At 70.3% G+C, this 16,338-nt stretch carries 16 protein-coding genes and 1 pseudogene; 8 read left to right on the plus strand and 9 right to left on the minus strand.

From position 1 onward, the window contains the following. Nucleotides 1–117 precede the first annotated feature (117 nt). Nucleotides 118–2,013 carry a transglycosylase domain-containing protein gene (locus MEBOL_RS05000; RefSeq protein ID WP_095976339.1) on the plus strand — a complete coding sequence of 632 codons (1,896 nt, stop codon included), beginning with the start codon at nucleotides 118–120 and terminating at the stop codon, nucleotides 2,011–2,013. Nucleotides 2,014–2,020: 7 nt separating this feature from the next. Here the strand turns inward: MEBOL_RS05000 and MEBOL_RS05005 are convergent, their stop codons facing one another. Next, nucleotides 2,021–3,229, minus strand: coding sequence for a metallophosphoesterase (locus MEBOL_RS05005; protein WP_095976340.1), 1,209 nt, complete (start codon nucleotides 3,227–3,229; stop codon nucleotides 2,021–2,023). A 104-nt stretch (nucleotides 3,230–3,333) separates the two neighbouring features. Here MEBOL_RS05005 and MEBOL_RS05010 point away from each other — a divergent pair, with 104 nt between their 5' ends. The 3 genes from MEBOL_RS05010 to MEBOL_RS05020 all read left to right on the plus strand — a co-directional run bounded on the left by MEBOL_RS05010 (nucleotide 3,334) and on the right by MEBOL_RS05020 (nucleotide 5,788). Beyond that, nucleotides 3,334–3,651, plus strand: a complete 318-nt coding sequence (locus tag MEBOL_RS05010; protein WP_095976341.1) for an antibiotic biosynthesis monooxygenase — start codon at nucleotides 3,334–3,336, stop codon at nucleotides 3,649–3,651. Between the two features lies 1 nt (nucleotide 3,652). Then, nucleotides 3,653–4,819 carry an iron-containing alcohol dehydrogenase gene (locus MEBOL_RS05015; protein ID WP_095976342.1) on the plus strand — a complete coding sequence of 389 codons (1,167 nt, stop codon included), beginning with the start codon at nucleotides 3,653–3,655 and terminating at the stop codon, nucleotides 4,817–4,819. 150 nt (nucleotides 4,820–4,969) lie between these two features. Next, complete coding sequence (locus MEBOL_RS05020) at nucleotides 4,970–5,788, plus strand: polysaccharide deacetylase family protein (RefSeq protein ID WP_218920878.1); 819 nt, start codon at nucleotides 4,970–4,972, stop codon at nucleotides 5,786–5,788. Here the strand turns inward: MEBOL_RS05020 and MEBOL_RS05025 are convergent. Then, on the minus strand, nucleotides 5,778–6,257 hold the full coding sequence (locus MEBOL_RS05025; RefSeq protein WP_095976344.1) for a GNAT family N-acetyltransferase: 480 nt from the start codon (nucleotides 6,255–6,257) through the stop codon (nucleotides 5,778–5,780). The genes MEBOL_RS05020 and MEBOL_RS05025 overlap by 11 nt on opposite strands. A 29-nt stretch (nucleotides 6,258–6,286) precedes the next feature. Beyond that, nucleotides 6,287–7,150, minus strand: a complete 864-nt coding sequence (locus MEBOL_RS05030; RefSeq protein ID WP_095976345.1) for an NAD-dependent protein deacetylase — start codon at nucleotides 7,148–7,150, stop codon at nucleotides 6,287–6,289. 118 nt (nucleotides 7,151–7,268) lie between these two features. Between MEBOL_RS05030 and MEBOL_RS05035 the strand changes: the two genes are divergently transcribed. From MEBOL_RS05035 to MEBOL_RS05045, 3 genes are all read left to right on the plus strand, one after another. Continuing rightward, a complete protein-coding gene (locus MEBOL_RS05035) occupies nucleotides 7,269–7,862 on the plus strand; it encodes a hypothetical protein (protein WP_095976346.1) in 594 nt (197 codons plus the stop codon). Nucleotides 7,863–8,036: 174 nt separating this feature from the next. Next, nucleotides 8,037–9,128: an SGNH/GDSL hydrolase family protein gene (locus MEBOL_RS05040; RefSeq protein ID WP_095976347.1), complete on the plus strand. Its 1,092-nt coding sequence runs from the start codon at nucleotides 8,037–8,039 to the stop codon at nucleotides 9,126–9,128. 112 nt (nucleotides 9,129–9,240) lie between these two features. Further along, on the plus strand, nucleotides 9,241–10,044 hold the full coding sequence (locus MEBOL_RS05045) for an SDR family NAD(P)-dependent oxidoreductase (RefSeq protein WP_095976348.1): 804 nt from the start codon (nucleotides 9,241–9,243) through the stop codon (nucleotides 10,042–10,044). Between the two features lie 29 nt (nucleotides 10,045–10,073). On the opposite strand, the gene MEBOL_RS05050 is transcribed toward MEBOL_RS05045, so the two are convergent. The 6 genes and pseudogenes from MEBOL_RS05050 to MEBOL_RS40945 form a co-directional block, all read right to left on the minus strand. Next, nucleotides 10,074–10,637: a hypothetical protein gene (locus MEBOL_RS05050; RefSeq protein ID WP_425437637.1), complete on the minus strand. Its 564-nt coding sequence runs from the start codon at nucleotides 10,635–10,637 to the stop codon at nucleotides 10,074–10,076. After that, a pseudogene (locus tag MEBOL_RS44030) lies at nucleotides 10,610–10,712 on the minus strand (type IV pilin protein); the annotation flags it as partial. The pseudogene MEBOL_RS44030 and the gene MEBOL_RS05050, both read right to left, overlap by 28 nt. A gap of 180 nt (nucleotides 10,713–10,892) precedes the next feature. Then, the gene (locus MEBOL_RS05055; protein WP_095976350.1) at nucleotides 10,893–12,296 is read right to left on the minus strand and encodes a hypothetical protein; all 1,404 of its coding nucleotides are present in this window, start codon (nucleotides 12,294–12,296) and stop codon (nucleotides 10,893–10,895) included. A gap of 4 nt (nucleotides 12,297–12,300) precedes the next feature. Continuing rightward, on the minus strand, nucleotides 12,301–13,617 hold the full coding sequence (locus tag MEBOL_RS05060) for an SPFH domain-containing protein (protein ID WP_179956382.1): 1,317 nt from the start codon (nucleotides 13,615–13,617) through the stop codon (nucleotides 12,301–12,303). Between the two features lie 170 nt (nucleotides 13,618–13,787). Then, a complete protein-coding gene (locus MEBOL_RS05065; RefSeq protein ID WP_095982591.1) occupies nucleotides 13,788–14,846 on the minus strand; it encodes a patatin-like phospholipase family protein in 1,059 nt (352 codons plus the stop codon). A 39-nt stretch (nucleotides 14,847–14,885) separates the two neighbouring features. Continuing rightward, nucleotides 14,886–15,557, minus strand: coding sequence for an HAD family hydrolase (locus MEBOL_RS40945; RefSeq protein WP_157774764.1), 672 nt, complete (start codon nucleotides 15,555–15,557; stop codon nucleotides 14,886–14,888). Nucleotides 15,558–15,855: 298 nt separating this feature from the next. Between MEBOL_RS40945 and MEBOL_RS40950 the strand changes: the two genes are divergently transcribed. Next, the gene (locus tag MEBOL_RS40950) at nucleotides 15,856–16,290 is read left to right on the plus strand and encodes a hypothetical protein (RefSeq protein ID WP_157774765.1); all 435 of its coding nucleotides are present in this window, start codon (nucleotides 15,856–15,858) and stop codon (nucleotides 16,288–16,290) included. Nucleotides 16,291–16,338: the final 48 nt, after the last annotated feature.

Here is a 16,338-nt window from a genome sequence, read left to right on the forward strand (position 1 = left end):
ACGCAAAGCAGCATGCACCGTTCAGGCCTGTCAAGGCGAGGACCGGCCGCGTCTCCTGGCCGCTCGGCGGCTCGAAACCCCGCGGAGGGGTGGACATGCTAGGGAGGCACACAACCCATGCCATCGCGTCGTCTCCTCAAGAAGGGGCTCCTCGTCCTGGTGGGACTCCTCGTGGCGCTCGCCGCCGCGGGGACCGCCGCCCACGTCTGGCTCCAGGGAGAAGGAGCCCGAGCCCAGGTGGTCGGCCGGTTCCTCCCCGCACTGGAAGCACGGGTGGGGCCGGTGCGTCTGGGCAACACGTTCCGTGTGGGATGGACGGGAACGGTGACCCTGGGACCCCTGGAGCTGCCGGGGAGCCAACCGGAGGGCCCTCCCGTGGTGAGCATCGCCCAGGTCACCGTCCATCCCCGGCTCCGGGCGCTGCTGTCGGGCCGGGTCGAGGCAAGCCAGGTGGTCCTCTCCGACGTGACGGTGGACGCGGGCCCCTCGGGAAGCGAACTCCAGGCGCTCCTCGAGCGGATGCGCGCGCCCCGCTCGGCCCCCTCCCCCACCCCGGCGAGGGCCACTGCCCGGGTGTGGCCCGAGCTGGTGCTGGAGGACGTGCACCTGGCCTTCGAGCGGCACGGCCGCGTGCGGTGGGGTCCCCTCTCGGCCCGGGTGCGGCTCGAGAACCCGGACGGGACGCTCCGGATGGAGGCCACGGCGCGACTGCCCGGCGGCGGAAGCGCGACAATGACCATGAAGTCCACGGACTCGGGCATGACGGGAACGCTCCAGGGCCGTGACATTCCGGCGGGTCCCCTGTTGTCCCTCGGCGAGCCGCCCGTGGACCTGGAGGGAGGCGTGATGGAGGGCGCGGTCACGCTGGAGGGCTCCGGTGCCGCCTCCTTCTCCCTGGCGGTGAAGGGACTGAGCCTGAGCAACCCCCGGCTCGCGCCCGAACCCGTGGGACCCCTGACCTTCTCCGCCGAGGGACGACTCCGGGGACAATGGGCGCGCCGAACCGTGGCGCTCGAATCGCTGAGGGTGACCGTGGGCGAGCGCCGCGAGGTCCAGGTGGACGTCACGGGCGAGGCGAGCTGGAGCGAGCCACCCCGGTTCTCCCTGAGCGCGGAGCTGTCCCCGCTCACCTTCGCCCAGGCCGTGGCGGCGCTGCCCCCGGCCCTGGTGCCCGAGGACATCGACCTGGCACAACAGGAGGGCGAGCTCCAGGCGTCACTCGCGCTGTCCGGTCCCCTGTTCGAGCGCCGCGACTGGCAGTTGAAGGCGAAGCTGGAGCTGCCTCGCAAGAAGGGCCACGCCCAGAAGGGGCCACTCGCGTGGCTGCGCGGACCCTTCGACTACCGGCCGCTGACGGCCGAGGGCCGCGGACAGGCGCTGCGCATCGGCCCGAACAGCCCCACCTTCGTGCCCTTCGAGGAGTTCCCCCCTTACCTGGTGCGCGCCGTGCTGCGCAGCGAGGACGGAGGCTTCTGGACGCACCAGGGCTTCGACTTCGACTCGCTGCGCACCCTGTTGCTGGACCCTCGCGACGGCAAGGTCCGGGGAGGATCCACCCTCACCCAGCAGCTCGCCAAGAACCTCTTCCTGTCCCGGGAGAAGACCTACGCGCGCAAGGTGAAGGAGGCCCTGCTCACCCTGGCGCTGGAGTCCGCCGTCCCCAAACAACGGCTGCTGGAGCTCTACTTCAACATCATCGAGTGGGGCCCGAACCTCTACGGCATCGGCGCGGCGGCCTCGCACTACTTCGACAAGCCGGCGTACGCGCTGAGCGTGCGGGAAGCGGCCTTCCTCGCCACCATCATCCCCAACCCCGTGCGCTACCACGGCTACTGCACCCAGGGCGCGCTCTCCGACGTGTGGGCCAGGAACGTGGACACGCTCCTGGGAAAACTCCTCGCCGATGGAGCTCTCACCGAGCCCGAGTACCAGCAGTCCCTCGCCGAGCGCCTCGCCTTCGCCTGTACGGTGGACGCCCGGACGCGCTCCGTGGAAGCGCCGTCAGCAGAGTGAGTGGACATCATGCGTCCGCGCGGAGCGTGAAGATGGAGACCTCGGCGGGCACGCCGATGCGGAACGGCAACCAGTGGCCCGTCCCGCCCGAGACGTAGAGCTGCCCGTTGCCCTTGCGGTAGCGGCCCAGCATGTAGTCGAAGGCGAAGCGGAACAGCGGCATGCCGAAGAACGCCACCTGACCTCCGTGCGTGTGCCCCGCCAGCGTGAGCCGGGCGCCTCGCTCCAGCGCATACGGGAAGAAGTCCGGATGGTGGGAAAGGCAGACCACCACCTCGTCCGGCGCCACGTCCTTGAAGGCCACCTCCGCCGAGTACTTCATGCGCTCCGGCCGTGCCCGCATGTTGCGCCCGCTCATGGGGTAGTCCACGCCCACCACGCGCACCCGCTGCCCGGCGTGCTCGAGGACCCGGGACTCGTCCACCAGGAGGCGCACGGGGCCGCCCCGGCGCTCGCTGTCCTCATAGGCCTGACGGATGGGCTTCAAGCCGCGCCAATGCTCGTGGTTGCCCAGGATGGCGAGCATTCCATGCGAGGCCTGACACGTCTCGAGCGCGGCCATCGTCTCATCGAGCTGCGCGAGATCATCGATCAAATCCCCCGTCATCACCTGGAGATCCACCCGGGCCTCGTTCATCGCCGCTACCGCCGCGCGCACGTAGGCGGAATCGATGAACGTGCCCACGTGCACGTCGGTGATCTGCCCGATCCGGAAGCCATCGAGCGCTTGGGGAAGACCGCGCAGCCGGACCTCGAGGTGACGAACCTCGAAGCCCGAGGAGCCCGCCACCAGCCCTCCCGCGGACGTCCCCGCCGCCACCAGCGGGAGCGCGCGCCCCACTCCGGTGAGCAGTCCGCGCCGCCGCAGATCCACGGCCCCCGGGGACTCCGCCACGGGGGGCGCCTCGCCCGCCCGCGCCTGGGCAGCGCGCTCGCGCGGGCGGAACAGGGGCATCAAGAGCCCCCCCAGCAGCAACAGGATGAAGGCGGAGAGGAACCACCAGGCGCCAAAGAGCTTGAAAGGCACTCCCACTCCAGCCACCGCGCCATGCTCCCCGCGTCCGAGCAACCACGACAGCGTGAAGCCCAGCGCGGCCAGGAGTGCCCCCGAGAGCAGCGCCCACCTCCGCCACCCCGTGCGGACTTCCGGCCACAGCCGACGCAGGACGAGATAGGCCCCCAGATTGATGAGAAGAATGAAGACGAGTCGGCCCATGGAGACCCGTGCATAACAAAGCGGGCGTCCTGTTGCCGACCGAAGAACCCGGCCCAGGGCGAATGCGCGAAAGGGGCGTGGAGCACCGGGCTATCCTCGGCGCCATGCCCAACAGCCTGCTGGTCGTCCACGTTCACGTCCACGTCAAGCCCGAGTTCGTCGAGGCCTTTCGCGAGGCCACGCTGGCCAACGCGAGCCAGAGCGTGAAGGAGCCCGGGATCGCCCGCTTCGACGTCGTGCAGGACACGGAGGATCCCACGCGCTTCGTGCTCGTCGAGGCCTACCGCGCGCCCGAGGCGCCCGCCGCCCACAAGGAGACGGCCCACTACTCGAAGTGGCGGGACACGGTGGCACCGATGATGGCCGAGCCGCGAAGCTACCGGAAGTACACCAACTGCTTCCCCGCGGACGAGGCGTGGTGAGATGAGCGGGACGGGATTCGAGTTCGCCACCGCCACCCGCATCCTCTATGGCGCGGGACGGCTCGCCGAGGCCCCCGAGGCGGTGAAGGCCCTGGGCGGCCATCGCGTCCTGCTCGTCACGGGCCGCGACGCCACCCGCGCGGCGCCCCTGCGCGAGGGACTGGAACGGCTCGGCCTGGGCACCGTGCTCCTTCCCGTGGCGGGCGAGCCCACGGTGGATCGCGTGCGCGAGGGAACCGCCCTGGCGCTCGCCGAGCGGTGCGACGCGGTGGTGGCGTTCGGCGGAGGCAGTGCCCTGGACGCGGGAAAGGCCATCGCCGCGTTGGCCACCCATGGAGGCGAGCCCCTCGACTTCCTGGAGGTGGTGGGCCGCGGCCAGGCGCTGACGTCCCCCGCGCTGCCCTTCGTGGCCATTCCCACCACCGCCGGCACCGGCTCCGAGGTGACTCGCAACGCCGTGCTGGGCGTGCCCGAGGCCCAGGTGAAGGCGAGCCTGCGCGGGCCCCACCTGCTGCCCCGGCTGGCGCTCGTGGATCCCTCGCTCCTGGAGGGAGCACCGCCCGGGGTGCTCGCCGCCAGTGGCCTGGACGCGCTCTCGCAACTCATCGAGCCCCTGCTCTCCGTGCGCGCCAACCCCCTCACCGATGCCCTGGCGCGCGAGGGCATCCGCCGCTCGGCCCGCTCACTGCGCCGCGCGGTGCTGGACACGCCCGACGCGGCGGCGCGGGAGGACCTGGCGCTCGCGAGTCTCCTGGGCGGCCTGTGCCTGGCCAACTCGGGCCTGGGCGCGGTGCACGGCTTCGCGGCCCCGGTGGGCGGCATGTTCGAGGCGCCCCATGGCGCGGTGTGCGCGGCGCTGCTGCCGGCCACGTTGGAGGTGAACCTGCGCGCGCTGCGCTCCCGGGCCCCCGCCCATCCCTCGCTCGCGCGCTTCCAGGAATTGGCCCAGTTGCTCACCGGCCAGGCAAGCGCCCGGGCCGAGGAGGGCATCGCCTGGGTGCGGGAGTTGTGCGCGGCGTTGAGCGTACCGGGACTCGGCCACTACGGCCTCACCGAGGCGGACGTGCCCCGGCTCGTGTCCAAGGCCCGGGTGGCCAGCAGCATGAAAGCCAATCCCCTCCCGCTCACGGAGGAGGAACTCACGGAGATCGCCCTGCGCTCGCGCTGAGCTGTCAACCCCCCCTGAAATCCATACGCGCGGCAATCATCCAACACCGCTCCACACGAGCGGTGCTCAACCCCCATACCGCCCGTGGGGTGTTCTCGGGAGGACAGTCATTCGCGCTATACCTGCGCCCCTATGGCGCGTCGTTCCGTCTTGGATTCGCTGCTGCTGATGCTGGCGGTGTTCACCCTGGGGGCCTGCTCGTGGACTCCGCCCGAGGAGGAGTCCACGCCGCCCGCGCGCGAGGAAGTCCGCGCGCCCGAGCCGCCCGCCCCCACCGCCTGCCGCACGGCCCCCATCGTGACGAACGGCAGCCGGCAGCGCATGCGCATCGCGCTCACGTTCGACGCCTGCACCACGCGCAGGAACGAGTACGACGAGCGCGTCATCCAGACCCTGCTGGAGACCTCGACGCCCGCCACGCTCTTCATCGGCGGAGGCTGGGCCCAGGCCAATCCCAAGCGGATGCAGGAGCTCGCGCAGTACCCGGGCTTCGAGTTCGGCAACCACACCTTCACCCATGCGCACATGCCCCAGGTGAAGGACGACGCGCGGATGTTGGAGGAGCTGCAGGGCACTCAACGCATCGTGTACGAGCTGACGGGCCGCATCCCCCGCTACTTCCGTCCGCCCTTTGGCGAGGTGGACAGCCGCGTCGCGTGGATCGCCTCCCAGGCGGGACTGACCACGCTCAACTTCGATCTGCCGTCGGGAGATCCCGATGGAACCACCACGGTGAAGCGCGTGGTGGACTGGGTGCTCAAGAAGGCGGCGCCTGGGAGCATCGTGGTGATGCACATGAACCACAAGAAGTTCCCCACCGCCGCGGCGCTCCCGGAGATCATCAAGGGCCTGCGCAAGCGGGGCTTCGAGCTCGTCACGGTGGCCACACTGCTCGAGGACGCCGAGTGGCCCACCTGCAAGCCCTCGGATGCCCCCGAGCGCACCCTCGTGGCGGAAGTCATTCCCTGACGGCGCGCGGCTTCCAGAACACGAGCTCGGAGACGCCGGGCACGGCGAAGCCCGGCAGCGCGCCCACCTGACGGTAGCCGTGGCGCTGGTAGAAGCGCTGCGCCGCCGTGTTGAAGTCCGAGGTGAGCAGGAAGTAGCCCCCGGAGGGCGCGCCACAGCCGGCCTCGTAGGCGGCGAGCAGCCGCGCGCCCAACCCCGAGCCCTGGCGCTCCTCGCGGATGGCGAGCGTGCGCAGGTAGGCCCCCGTGCCAAACGTGCCCCGGGTGAGGAACCAGCAGACGCCCACGGGACCGAACGGCTCCTCCGTGGCCAGCAGCAACCCCTCACCGCGCTCGAGCGCGCCCCGGAAGCGCGCACCCAGGGCCGCCGCGTCCAAGCCATAGGCCTGGAAGAGCGACAGCGGCGCCAGGGCGGAGGCCAGCGCGGGCAACTCCTCCAGGGTGGCGGGACGGATGACGGCGGACGGCATGCGGGGCCTCCAGACGGTGCGCGGGCAGCCTATCCGGCACCGAGCGCCGCCGCGACCCGGGGCAACACGTCGCCCGCGAGCGCGTCCACGCGCACCGCCATCAACTCCTCGCCCCGGCACTCCCCGAGGTTGACGAGGCCCCGGGGCAGCTGGCGATCCACCGCGCGCTGCAGGAAGCGGAAGCCCGAGTAGATGGCCAGGGACGAGCCCACCACCAGGAACGCGTCGGCCTCCTCAACGAGGGAGAACGCGGCCTCCACCGTGGGCGCGGGCACGTTGTCGCCGAAGAACACCACGTCCGGCTTGAGCGTGCCCTCGCAGTGGAGACACGCGGCCACCTGGAAGGCGCGCACGGCCTCGTCGGACACCTCGGCATCACCGTCGGGCCGGGACTCGGCGCCGTGCGCGCCGAAGTCCGGGTTGAGCGCCCACAAGCGCTCCTGCAGGGACGCTCGCGGCTCGATGGCGCCACACGCGAGGCAGCGCACCCGGGCGAGCGCGCCGTGCAACTCGATGACCCGCTGGCTGCCCGCGGCGTGGTGCAGCCGGTCCACGTTCTGGGTGATGAGCCCGAGCACGTGGCCCGAGCCCTCCAGGGCGGCGAGCGCCCGGTGCGCGGCGTTGGGACGGGCGGAGGAGAAGCGCGGCCAGCCGAGCAGGCTCCGGGCCCAATAGCGCGCCCGGACCTCGGGCCGCTGGAGGAACTCGCGGTGCTGGATGGGGTTGCGGGCGCGGGAGCGGGTACCCGGGCCCCGGTAGTCCGGGATGCCCGACTCGGTGCTGCACCCGGCGCCCGTGAGCACCGCGACGCGGCGGCCCCGGAGCAACTTCGTCAGGGCGTCGATCGCCTCGGGCCCGGCGCGCACGGCCAGTGTTTCCTGGGGAAGGGTCATGCTGGGGCTCCTCTATAACGGGCCCGAGGGCCCTGCGCCGCGCGGCTCCCCGGGGAATGTGGAGAAGACGGCCCCTCGTGCTCCTGGCTGGCGTCAGGTGTGCCACACTGGACGGCACATGTCCGCCTCCCCCGCCATCCGCGGCTTCGTGACCTCGATGATCCTCGACGCGGCCCGGGCCCTGCCCGAGGAGTCGCGGCGACGGGTGTTCGCGCTCGTCCCCGCGCCCACGCTCGCCCTGATCGAATCCACGTCCCGGCTGGGTTGGATTCCCATGGAAGAGAGCATGAAGCTGACGGACGCCCTCCACGGCGTGCTGGGCAATCCCGGCTACCGCCGCTTCTTCTCGCGCCTGGCGGATCGGTTGATCGACGCGCCCCTGCTCCATTCGCTCTTCGACGCGGCGGTGCGGCTCTTCGGGCTGACGCCCCAGGCCCTGTTCAAGTGGTCCACCCATGCGTGGGACCAAGCCTTCCGCCACATCGGACGGCTCACCTACCAGTTGCAGCACCAGGGCCCCAACGGCGGCCGGATCGACATGGTGTGGGAAGGCATCCCTCCGCTGATGCTGCGCGGCGGCACCTTCGAGGAATCGCTCGCGGGCACCTTCGAGATGTTCCTGCGCCGCGTCTCGCGCGAGGGACACGTGCACATGCGCCCGGCGCCCGCGTCGGAGAAGAGCCGGCGCGTGTACGAAGTGACCTGGAAGTAGACCCCCGCCGCGCGGATGTCCTGGCGCGTCACGCCTTCATGCTCCTGACACGACACGTCAGGCCTTGAGGGCTTCTAATCTTATCATAGTCCTGGATTTTGTGTTATAGCGGCGCTGCCGACGAATCCGTCGAGCCCTGCCTTACCCCCAATCCAACAAACCCAGGAGCCAGCCATGTCCACCCGTCCCGTCGGACAGAAGGTCTGTGTCGCTCTCGCGCTCACCACCGCCCTCTCCGGAGGCGCCGCGGTCGCGAGCACCATCAACCAGAACACCTCGTGGACCATCAACCGGGGCAGCTCCACGACGTACCGCGTCGTGGCCTACGGCGACTCCATCTTCGCGGGCTACAAGGGTTCGCTCAGCAGCGTGGCCAAGCGCTCCGGTCCCCAGGTCGAGGGCGAGTACCTGGCCAAGGAGTTCAACTCCAACATGGAAGTCATCCGGCGCACCAAGTCCGGCGCCAAGGCGGATGACATCTATAACAACAAGATCATCGGCGAGAAGTCGTACATGCAGACGAGCAACACCCGCGCGGTGATGTTCGAGATGTGTGGCAACGACTACCTGCAGGCGCGCTCGGCCTTCTCGGATCAGACGGGCACCTGCAGCTACAGCGGGCTGGACTCCGCCCTGGCCAGCTGCACCACGTACACGGAGAAGGCCATGCAGGCCATCAACCAGTACGCGACCACGGCCAAGGCGAAGATTGTCATGACCATCTACTACCCGGGCTACAACGCGGACAACACGCAGACGGCGTGCAGGGACTCCGTCACGGGCGCCTCGGTGAACAAGCGGCAGAAGTTCCTGCCCTACCTGGCCAAGAGCAACTGGCGCACCTGTAGCCTGGCGGACAAGTATGGCTTCAAGTGCGCGGACGTCTTCGCCGACTACATGGGCGCCGACTACGACTCCAACGGCGACGGGCAGATCGACAGCGACGCGCTGCGCTACCGCTCGGGCGAGACGGAGGCCGCCTACGTGGCCCGCATCACCGGCGCGCTGAGCGCCACCCTGCGCGACTCCAACACGCACTTCGTCAACGCCAGCACCAGCTACGACTACCTGCAGTCGGACGACACGCACCCCACCTTCACCGGGGCGAGCGTCTCCGTGGGCATGTTCGGCGGCACGGGCTCGGGCACGAGCGCTCCGGACTTCACCGACTCGGTCATCGTGGGCGGCCAGAACGCGCAGTGGAACAAGTGGGGCCACGAGCGCATGGGCTGGCTGATGTCCACGATGGATCCGGCCACGCCGTAGTTCCGCTTCCCCCGCGCCGTCCCGGGGACGGTCCCTCCCAGAGTGGGAGGGGCCGGAGACCCACGCTCAATCCCCCACTGTCGGGGGGGGTTGAGCGGTTAGGGTGCGGCGCATGAAGACGCTCGAGCTGAGGAACCGCTGGACCCTCGTCACCGGGGCCTCCTCCGGATTGGGACTGGAAATGGCGCGCGCCATCGCCCGGGACCACGGAGGCCACGTGCTTGGCGTGGCGCGGCGGCGCGACCGGCTCGAGGCCCTGTGCGAGGAGCTGCGCACGCGCCATGGCGTCCAGGCCGACTGCATCGTGGCGGACCTGTCGCGGCCCGCGGACGTGGAGCGCGTCTTCACCGAGGCCACGCGCGGGAGGCAACTGCACGGCGCCCTGCTCAACGCCGGCGTCACCTACTGGGGCGATGCCGTGAAGCTGGACTGGGGCGCGTTCCAGACCATGCTGGACACCAATGTCACGAGCCTCGTGCGCCTGTCGGGTCTGCTCGCGCCCCACCTGGCGGCCCACGACACCCAGGGGGGGATGATGCTCGTGTCCAGCGTGGCGGGCCTCATCCCGGTGCCGTACCAGGCGGCCTACAGCGGCACCAAGGCCTTCGTGCTCGGCTATGGACAGGCCCTGGCCCAGGAGCTGCGGCCCACGGGGGTGTCCGTCACCGTCTTCGCTCCGGGCGGCATCTCCACGGAGTTGATGGAGAACTCGGGACTGGCCCAGCGCTTCAAGACGGGGGACCTGGGAATGATGACGGCCCCCGAGTGCGCCTCGCACGCGCTGCGCGCCTTCACCCGGCGCAAGGCGTTGTCCATCCCGGGGCTGCTCAATCAGACCCTGGCGCTGGCGGCGCGCCTGCTGCCGCGCGGCTTCCTCGCCCAACGCACGGCCGCCCTGTACCGGCCAGGGCCTTGAGCGGCGCGGGGCGCGCCGCCCTGGCACCGCTAATCGCAGTCGACGTCGTTGAAGACGTTGAAGGGAACGCCCGCCACGCTGGTGACCTCGTCATTGCCGCACGGGGCCGCGCTCAACTGGGCATCCTTCGTGGCGATGGTCCAGGTGTCGACGCCCGTGCTCTCGTTGTCGATGTCACTCGCCGCGAAGCCATTGATGTTGCAGCCGGGGCACGGGCCGGAAATGCCCGGGGACTTCGGATCCGCCCCATCCCGCGTGGACCAGACGAACGTGACGACCTTGGCGACGGGCTTGTCGGACGCCACCTTGAACTTGCCCATGTCCACCGTCACGCAGTTGGGACCATCGGGGACGGAGACCGTGCCATCGAGCTTGCGCTCCTCACAGTTCTGCGTCTGGGCGAAGTAATAGGCGTAGCGGTTGCCTCGCTCCGGCTTGTAGCCCGTGGACGACAGGTCCTCCGAATAGATGCCCTTCTCGTTCATGTAGGAGCGCTGAACGGTGAACCAGGTACGGAGGTTGGACTTGGCCTCCGCCTGCTTCGCGCGCGCCTGGAACTTGATGAAGTTCGGAATGGCGATCGCCGCGAGGATGCCAATGATGGCCACGACGATCATGAGCTCGATGAGCGTGAAACCGCGGCTTCTTTGGGTGACCGGATGACGCATGAATGGGATGACCCCGGGTAGAACGGTGGCGACGGCCACGCGCGAGCACGGATGACCCGCTCGTAGAAGTATGACCGGAATGGACCGATCAGCAAAGATGGGGCACGTCCGCATCCTCTCAGCCCCTCGGGAGTCTCGTTCCACGGACCCGGACAATCCTTGGATGTCCAAGGGGAACAGCTACCTCAAGCTCACCGTCCGCTCCCGCCAATCAGCGGAACTCCAGCGCTGGAAGGAGCCGATGGCCTCGGGGCGCCCGGCGCTCCGCTCCGGAGCCAGCGTGTCCCGCTTCAGCACCTGGAAGGAGGACTTGACGCGCCCCTCGCTCACGACTTCCCGCGTCACCAGGATCCGGGAGCCATCCGGAGAGAAGCCCGCCAGCTCCACGTAACCCAGGGACGGCTCCACCGCACCCGGCGCCAGGGTGTCCAGCCTCCACTCGCCGTCCTCCTGGTGGAAGACCCACAGCTCGGTCCAGCCCTCCAGCATCTGGACCGCCACCGTCACCGCCGTCCCCTGGGCCGAGCGGCGCGAGGAAGCCGGCCAGACCAGACCGTAGGTGCAGCGCTCGAACAGCACCCGCCGGCCATCTCCGGCCTCCTCCAGGCGCAGACAGGTCTCCCCGGGTTGTCCGGGAGTCCATGCGAGCCGGGGTCCGCTCGACGGTGGAGGGGTGTCATGCGCCGAGGCGGCACGCGACGCGCCCACCCGCACCGCCGCGACCGCGTAGGCCTCCCGATCCTCCTCGGCCAGCTCCGCCTTGGACACCCGGGCCAGGACGTCCACGGAGCGCTCGGCGGCTTCGCTCCCCCGTTGGGGCTCGCCCCGGCGGGAGAACTGATAGGCCAGGGTGGCTTCCACCTCGGCCCGGCGCAGGTGGAGGCGATTGGCCAGGTAGGGCGGCAGCGCACTCGCGTCCACCTGCTCCAGGACCGAGCGCCGCCAGGTATGGAGCGCATGAAGCTCCACGGGGCCCAGGGCCGGATCGATGCACTCGGGACGGGTGAGGGACAGCGCCGCCTGGAGCCGCGATTCGGCGCCGCCCCCGAGCGCCAGGACGCGGCGGAAGGCCTCGCCGTCGTAGCAGACCCGGGTGCGGCCCTCGCGCTCGAAGCCGAGCAGCTTCACCCCATAGCTGGCCGCCACGTCCAGGTGCGCGGCCAGGGCGGTGTCGTTCGTGCGATTCGACGTGGCGCGCCGGGCGAGCCGGTCCGCCATCGTCCCCAGCGCGGCGAAGAATTCCGGCCCCACCTGCGAGGCCTTCGCCGCGCGCAACAGGGCCGCCGCGTGGCCGATGCCCAGGGCCTCCGCGCCCGGCGTCTCCTTCACGAACTCCATCACCGCCTGGAGCCGGGGCACGCTCGTCTCGTCCAGGGAGTAGACGCGCACCTGGGTCGCCCGCACGTAGCCGGGGCGCTCGCGGCGATGGTCATACACCTGGAGGAAGCCCTGCCGTTCTCCGCGGACCTCCAGCCACTCCCCCTGCCAGAGCGTGGCCTGACGCGGGGAGGAGTCCTGGGGGGAAGCGCGCAGGGGCGCCTGATCCTGCACCACGAGGGCGATGGCGACGAGCGTGGCGAGCATGGCGCTACTCCTCCCCGCCCGGCGCGCCGGTGGTGGCCAGGGCCGCGCTCGGAGCCGAACCGGCCGGGCCCAGCAGGTTGCCCGCGATGAATCCGCCCGACTGCGGCGGCGCGATGATGACCTGGATCTTGTCCGACAGCTTGTCCGCGAGCGTCTTCTGGATGAGCAGCGGGTTGCGGCTGATGAGCTCCGCGTCCCGGGCGAGCTGTTCCGAGGAGGCCTTGCCGGTGATCTCAAGGCGGTAGGCATCCGACTCGGCGATCTTCCGCCGGGCGTCCGCCTCGCCCGCGGCCTGGATGCGGTGCGCGTCGGCCTCGGCGGTGGCGAGCGTCAGGCGGGACACCTTGGCCGCCTCCGCTTCCAGCCGCCGCTGTTCGATCTCCTTCTCCTTGAAGGGCAGGATGTGGCGCATGGCCTCGGCCTTGGCCTTGGCGGCGATGATCTCCTCGCTTCCGGCGGCCTCGGCGGCCTTCTCGCGCCGGACCTTGTCCGCCTCGGCCTCCAGCGCGGACTGCTTCACCTGCTTGTCCTTGAGCTCGAGCGTGTAGCGCATCTTCTCCGTGTTGAGCTCCTCCGCGAGCAGCGTCTCCATGCCGGCGCGGTACTGCGCGGGAAGGTCCACGTTGCCGAGCGTCACCGAGCGCAGCAGCACGCCATCGGCGGCCAGCAGGGGCGCGAGTTCCTCGGTGAGGTCCTTCTGGATGCGCACCCGGTGGGTGGAGAAGATCTCCCGCACCGAGTGCTGGGCGAAGTGGCGGCGAAGCACGCCGTCGATGAGGGGCTCCACGATGTCCTCACCCACGTTCTCCGGGAGCCGGGCGGACAGGGCGCCGATCTTCCCGGGATCCAACACGTAGCGGATGTTGACCTCGATCCCGATGGACAGCCCCTCCATGGACTGGAAGGGCGCGGGGCCCGTGGCACGGGCGCTGCGCTCGGGACGGAAGGTCTGATCCTTCAAGCTGTAGCGGCTCAAGCGGTGCACGTGGGGCACCAGCAGGGACCAGCCCTCGGGCAGTTCGGAAACCGAGCCGGTGAGCCGGTTCACCCGCACGCCCACCTCGCCCGGCTCGATCGTGCACACGGGCTGGGCCGCCACGACTCCGGCCACCACGCCCGTCACGATGAACCCGCCCATCACCCGGCGCCCCCGGGGGGCATAGACGAGCCAGCGGATGCGGCTGACCACCCCGCGCGCCGTCTCGCCCATCAGCCCCCAGGCCTTGCGCAAGGCCTCACCCCGCTTCGGCTCGTGCTGCTTCCGTTCCTCGCTCCGCTGCTGCTCGTCCCGCTGCTGCTCGTTCCGCGTCTCGTCGCTCATGTCCGTTCCCTCGTGGGGGAAAGGCATTGCAGGAGCGATGCCCAGCCAGGCGAGCGAGCCCCGCCCTCGGGCGGCCCCCACGTCCCGTGGTCACGAAGACGCACCACGTGGCTCACGCGACCCACGAGGACCCTCGCGGGTGCGGCAGGCCGCCCACGCGCGCGGACGGCTCACAACGGCTGGATGCGCTCCACCAGCCGCCCCGTGGCGAGCCCTTCCCGGAACTCCTCTCCCAGCCGCTCGCTCTCGGCCACCACCTGCCGCCAGGCGCGGATCCGCTCCGCGTCCGTCAGCCGGACGAAGTCATCGCGGTCCGGAATCTTCCCGAAGGGCAGACGCGCGACGAACTCGGGCGAGGGGGACACGAGCAGCACCCGCCGGAAGTTCGCGGGCCCGGCCCGGCGCCAACGCAGGGCCTTGTCGAACCAGCCGGGCACCACATGCGGATAGAAGTGGGGATAGAGCACCCACCCCTCGCCCGCGCCGTAGTCGATGTCCAGGTGGTAGTCGAGCAGACCGCCATCCCGGTAGATGCCGGCGCGGGCCTCGGGGATGCGCACGCCGCTGATCACCAGGGGAATCGCCCCGGAGGCCAGGAGCGCCGGGCGCAGATTGCCCCGGGTGAGCGGCACGTGGACGGAGGGCAGGTCCGCGAGCCCCGAGAAGGGGCTGGTATCCCCCGCGCTGTGGAAGATGACCCGCTCCAGGTGGAGCCCCAGGGTGCGGCGGCTCACCAGGTTGCCCAGGGCCCCCAGGGCGAGCCCCAGGGTCTGGACATGGCGCTGCTCGATGGCGGTGAGCCCCCGGCAGCGGTTGGTCATCACGTGCAGGCGCGCCCAGGGATGGGCGAGGACTTGCGCCTCGCCGTCCTCACCGAGGATGGCATCCAGGATGCCCTGGCTGGTACGGCTCACCAACGCGGGGGGTGGCCGGGGCGGGAAGCGCTGCGCGAGGTACGCCTCGGCGAAGCGCTCCAGGGCGGCGACCGGCGAGTCCAGGGCGAGGCACGTCAGGCGCCAGCTCCCAATCGACGAGCCGATGAGATGAAGCGGGCGGGAGCGCTCCCGGAAGAACTCCCCGAACAGCACCCGATCGAGTCCAGCCAGCACCAGCCACTTCGGCCCGCCGGAGGCACCTGGAACGATGTCCACGTCCCGCGCGCGCAGACCCCGCTCGCGAATCAGGCGCAGCGCCTCCGGACCCGCCCGGAGCGTGAGGCTCGGGCTCATGAACACACCGATAGGGACATGCGCCGGTTCTTGCCACGATCACGGGTCCGTGGCGAGAGGCGACTCGGCATACCGGGTGAGCAGATCCTGCGGCGTGCCGAAGACGGCGATCGCCCCGGCGCCGCGCAGGTCCTCCTCCGAGAAGCCACCACACACCAGGCCCATGCCGCGCATCCCCAGGCGGCCGGCCCCCTCGAGATCATAGGGCAGCGCGGCGACCATCAGGGCCTCATCGGTGCCATCCAACCCCAGCAACCGGATCGCCTCGGCGGGAATCTCCTCGTTGAGCCGGTCCCCGGCCACGTCCGCGTCCGTGGTGCGCGCGTCGATGAGATCCGCCACCCCGAGCAATTCGATGTAGTGATCCAGCTCATCCGGATCCGAGGTGGAAGCCAGGGCGACGCGCCACCCCTCGTCGCGCAGCCGCTGCAGCAGCTCGGTGACGCCCAGGAAGGGCCGTACCCGCGAGAGGTATTCCTCGTGGAAGAGCGCCCGGTGGAAGCTGGACAGCTCATCGGCGTGACGCAGGAAGTCCTCCTCCGAGAGCAGGGCGGACAGGAACCGGTCCCCCAATCGGGCCACCTGCGCCAGCACCCGCGGCAGGCGCGCCTGGAAGCCGTAGCGCGCGAGCGATTCCTGCCAGGCCCGCGCGCGCAACACGTTGGTGTCCACCAGCGTTCCATTCACCTCGAAGATGATTGCCTTGGGCACGCTCGCCCTCCGTCTCCGAAGGTTGGGCACGGAATCCACGTGCCGCGAGCCGTCCCCTCCTCCGTCTGGACGGTTGCTCCTCGGGGGAGCGGCGATTCCACTCCCCCAGCCAGGACCCTGGACCGCGGGGTGATGCCTCGCGAGATACCCGGCAATCCCTTCCATCTCTCTCACCCAATGGACAAACGGACCATCCACTGGCCAAAAACAGGAATAAGCGGACGGGCCGTCTGGCGGCCTCGTGAAAATCCTCCGGATGGATCCCCGGTGCTCCGATTCCTCCACGAAAGGCCTCCGCATGCCTCCCTGTTCCCCCTCCTCCCATGCCCTCGTTCTCTCCGGTCTCTTCGCCCTGGCGGCGTGCGGCCCTGGAATGGGAGAGGCTCCGCCCACGCCCTTCGTCACCCAAGGGCAACTGGAACGCCTCGAGGCCCGGCCCGACGCGGGCCAGCCCTGCGGCGGCTTGCAAGCCCTCGGCTGCGAGCGGAACTTCATCTGCGCGGACGATCCCAACGATGACTGCGAGCCCGCGCTTGGCGCGACCGATTGCGCCGGTATTTGCGTCGAGGAGCGCCAGTGGGCGCCCGTCCCCATCGAATGCGCCGCCCCGGGGCCGGAGCGGCGCTACGTCGCGCGCGACCCCCAGCTCTGCGCGGCCCTCTTCTTCGTCTGTCACCCGGACGACACGTATTTCTTCGACGAATGCGGCTGTGGCTGTGCTTCGGGGCAGTAGCCGGAGGAAGAGACGAACGGGCGGGGATTGACGTGGACCCCGCCTCCT

Source organism: Melittangium boletus DSM 14713, assembly GCF_002305855.1.
In the GTDB taxonomy this organism is placed as follows: Bacteria; Myxococcota; Myxococcia; order Myxococcales; family Myxococcaceae; genus Cystobacter; species Cystobacter boletus.

Excerpts from the sequence above, each read along its gene's own strand:
- MEBOL_RS05000 (WP_095976339.1), top strand. The coding sequence starts at position 118 with ATGCCATCGCGTCGTCTCCTCAAGAAGGGGCTCCTCGTCCTGGTGGGA.
- MEBOL_RS05005 (WP_095976340.1), bottom strand. The coding sequence starts at position 3,229 with ATGGGCCGACTCGTCTTCATTCTTCTCATCAATCTGGGGGCCTATCTC.
- MEBOL_RS05010 (WP_095976341.1), top strand. The coding sequence starts at position 3,334 with ATGCCCAACAGCCTGCTGGTCGTCCACGTTCACGTCCACGTCAAGCCC.
- MEBOL_RS05015 (WP_095976342.1), top strand. The coding sequence starts at position 3,653 with ATGAGCGGGACGGGATTCGAGTTCGCCACCGCCACCCGCATCCTCTAT.
- MEBOL_RS05025 (WP_095976344.1), bottom strand. The coding sequence starts at position 6,257 with ATGCCGTCCGCCGTCATCCGTCCCGCCACCCTGGAGGAGTTGCCCGCG.
- MEBOL_RS05030 (WP_095976345.1), bottom strand. The coding sequence starts at position 7,150 with ATGACCCTTCCCCAGGAAACACTGGCCGTGCGCGCCGGGCCCGAGGCG.
- MEBOL_RS05035 (WP_095976346.1), top strand. The coding sequence starts at position 7,269 with ATGTCCGCCTCCCCCGCCATCCGCGGCTTCGTGACCTCGATGATCCTC.
- MEBOL_RS05040 (WP_095976347.1), top strand. The coding sequence starts at position 8,037 with ATGTCCACCCGTCCCGTCGGACAGAAGGTCTGTGTCGCTCTCGCGCTC.
- MEBOL_RS05045 (WP_095976348.1), top strand. The coding sequence starts at position 9,241 with ATGAAGACGCTCGAGCTGAGGAACCGCTGGACCCTCGTCACCGGGGCC.
- MEBOL_RS05055 (WP_095976350.1), bottom strand. The coding sequence starts at position 12,296 with ATGCTCGCCACGCTCGTCGCCATCGCCCTCGTGGTGCAGGATCAGGCG.
- MEBOL_RS05060 (WP_179956382.1), bottom strand. The coding sequence starts at position 13,617 with ATGAGCGACGAGACGCGGAACGAGCAGCAGCGGGACGAGCAGCAGCGG.
- MEBOL_RS05065 (WP_095982591.1), bottom strand. The coding sequence starts at position 14,846 with ATGAGCCCGAGCCTCACGCTCCGGGCGGGTCCGGAGGCGCTGCGCCTG.
- MEBOL_RS40950 (WP_157774765.1), top strand. The coding sequence starts at position 15,856 with ATGCCTCCCTGTTCCCCCTCCTCCCATGCCCTCGTTCTCTCCGGTCTC.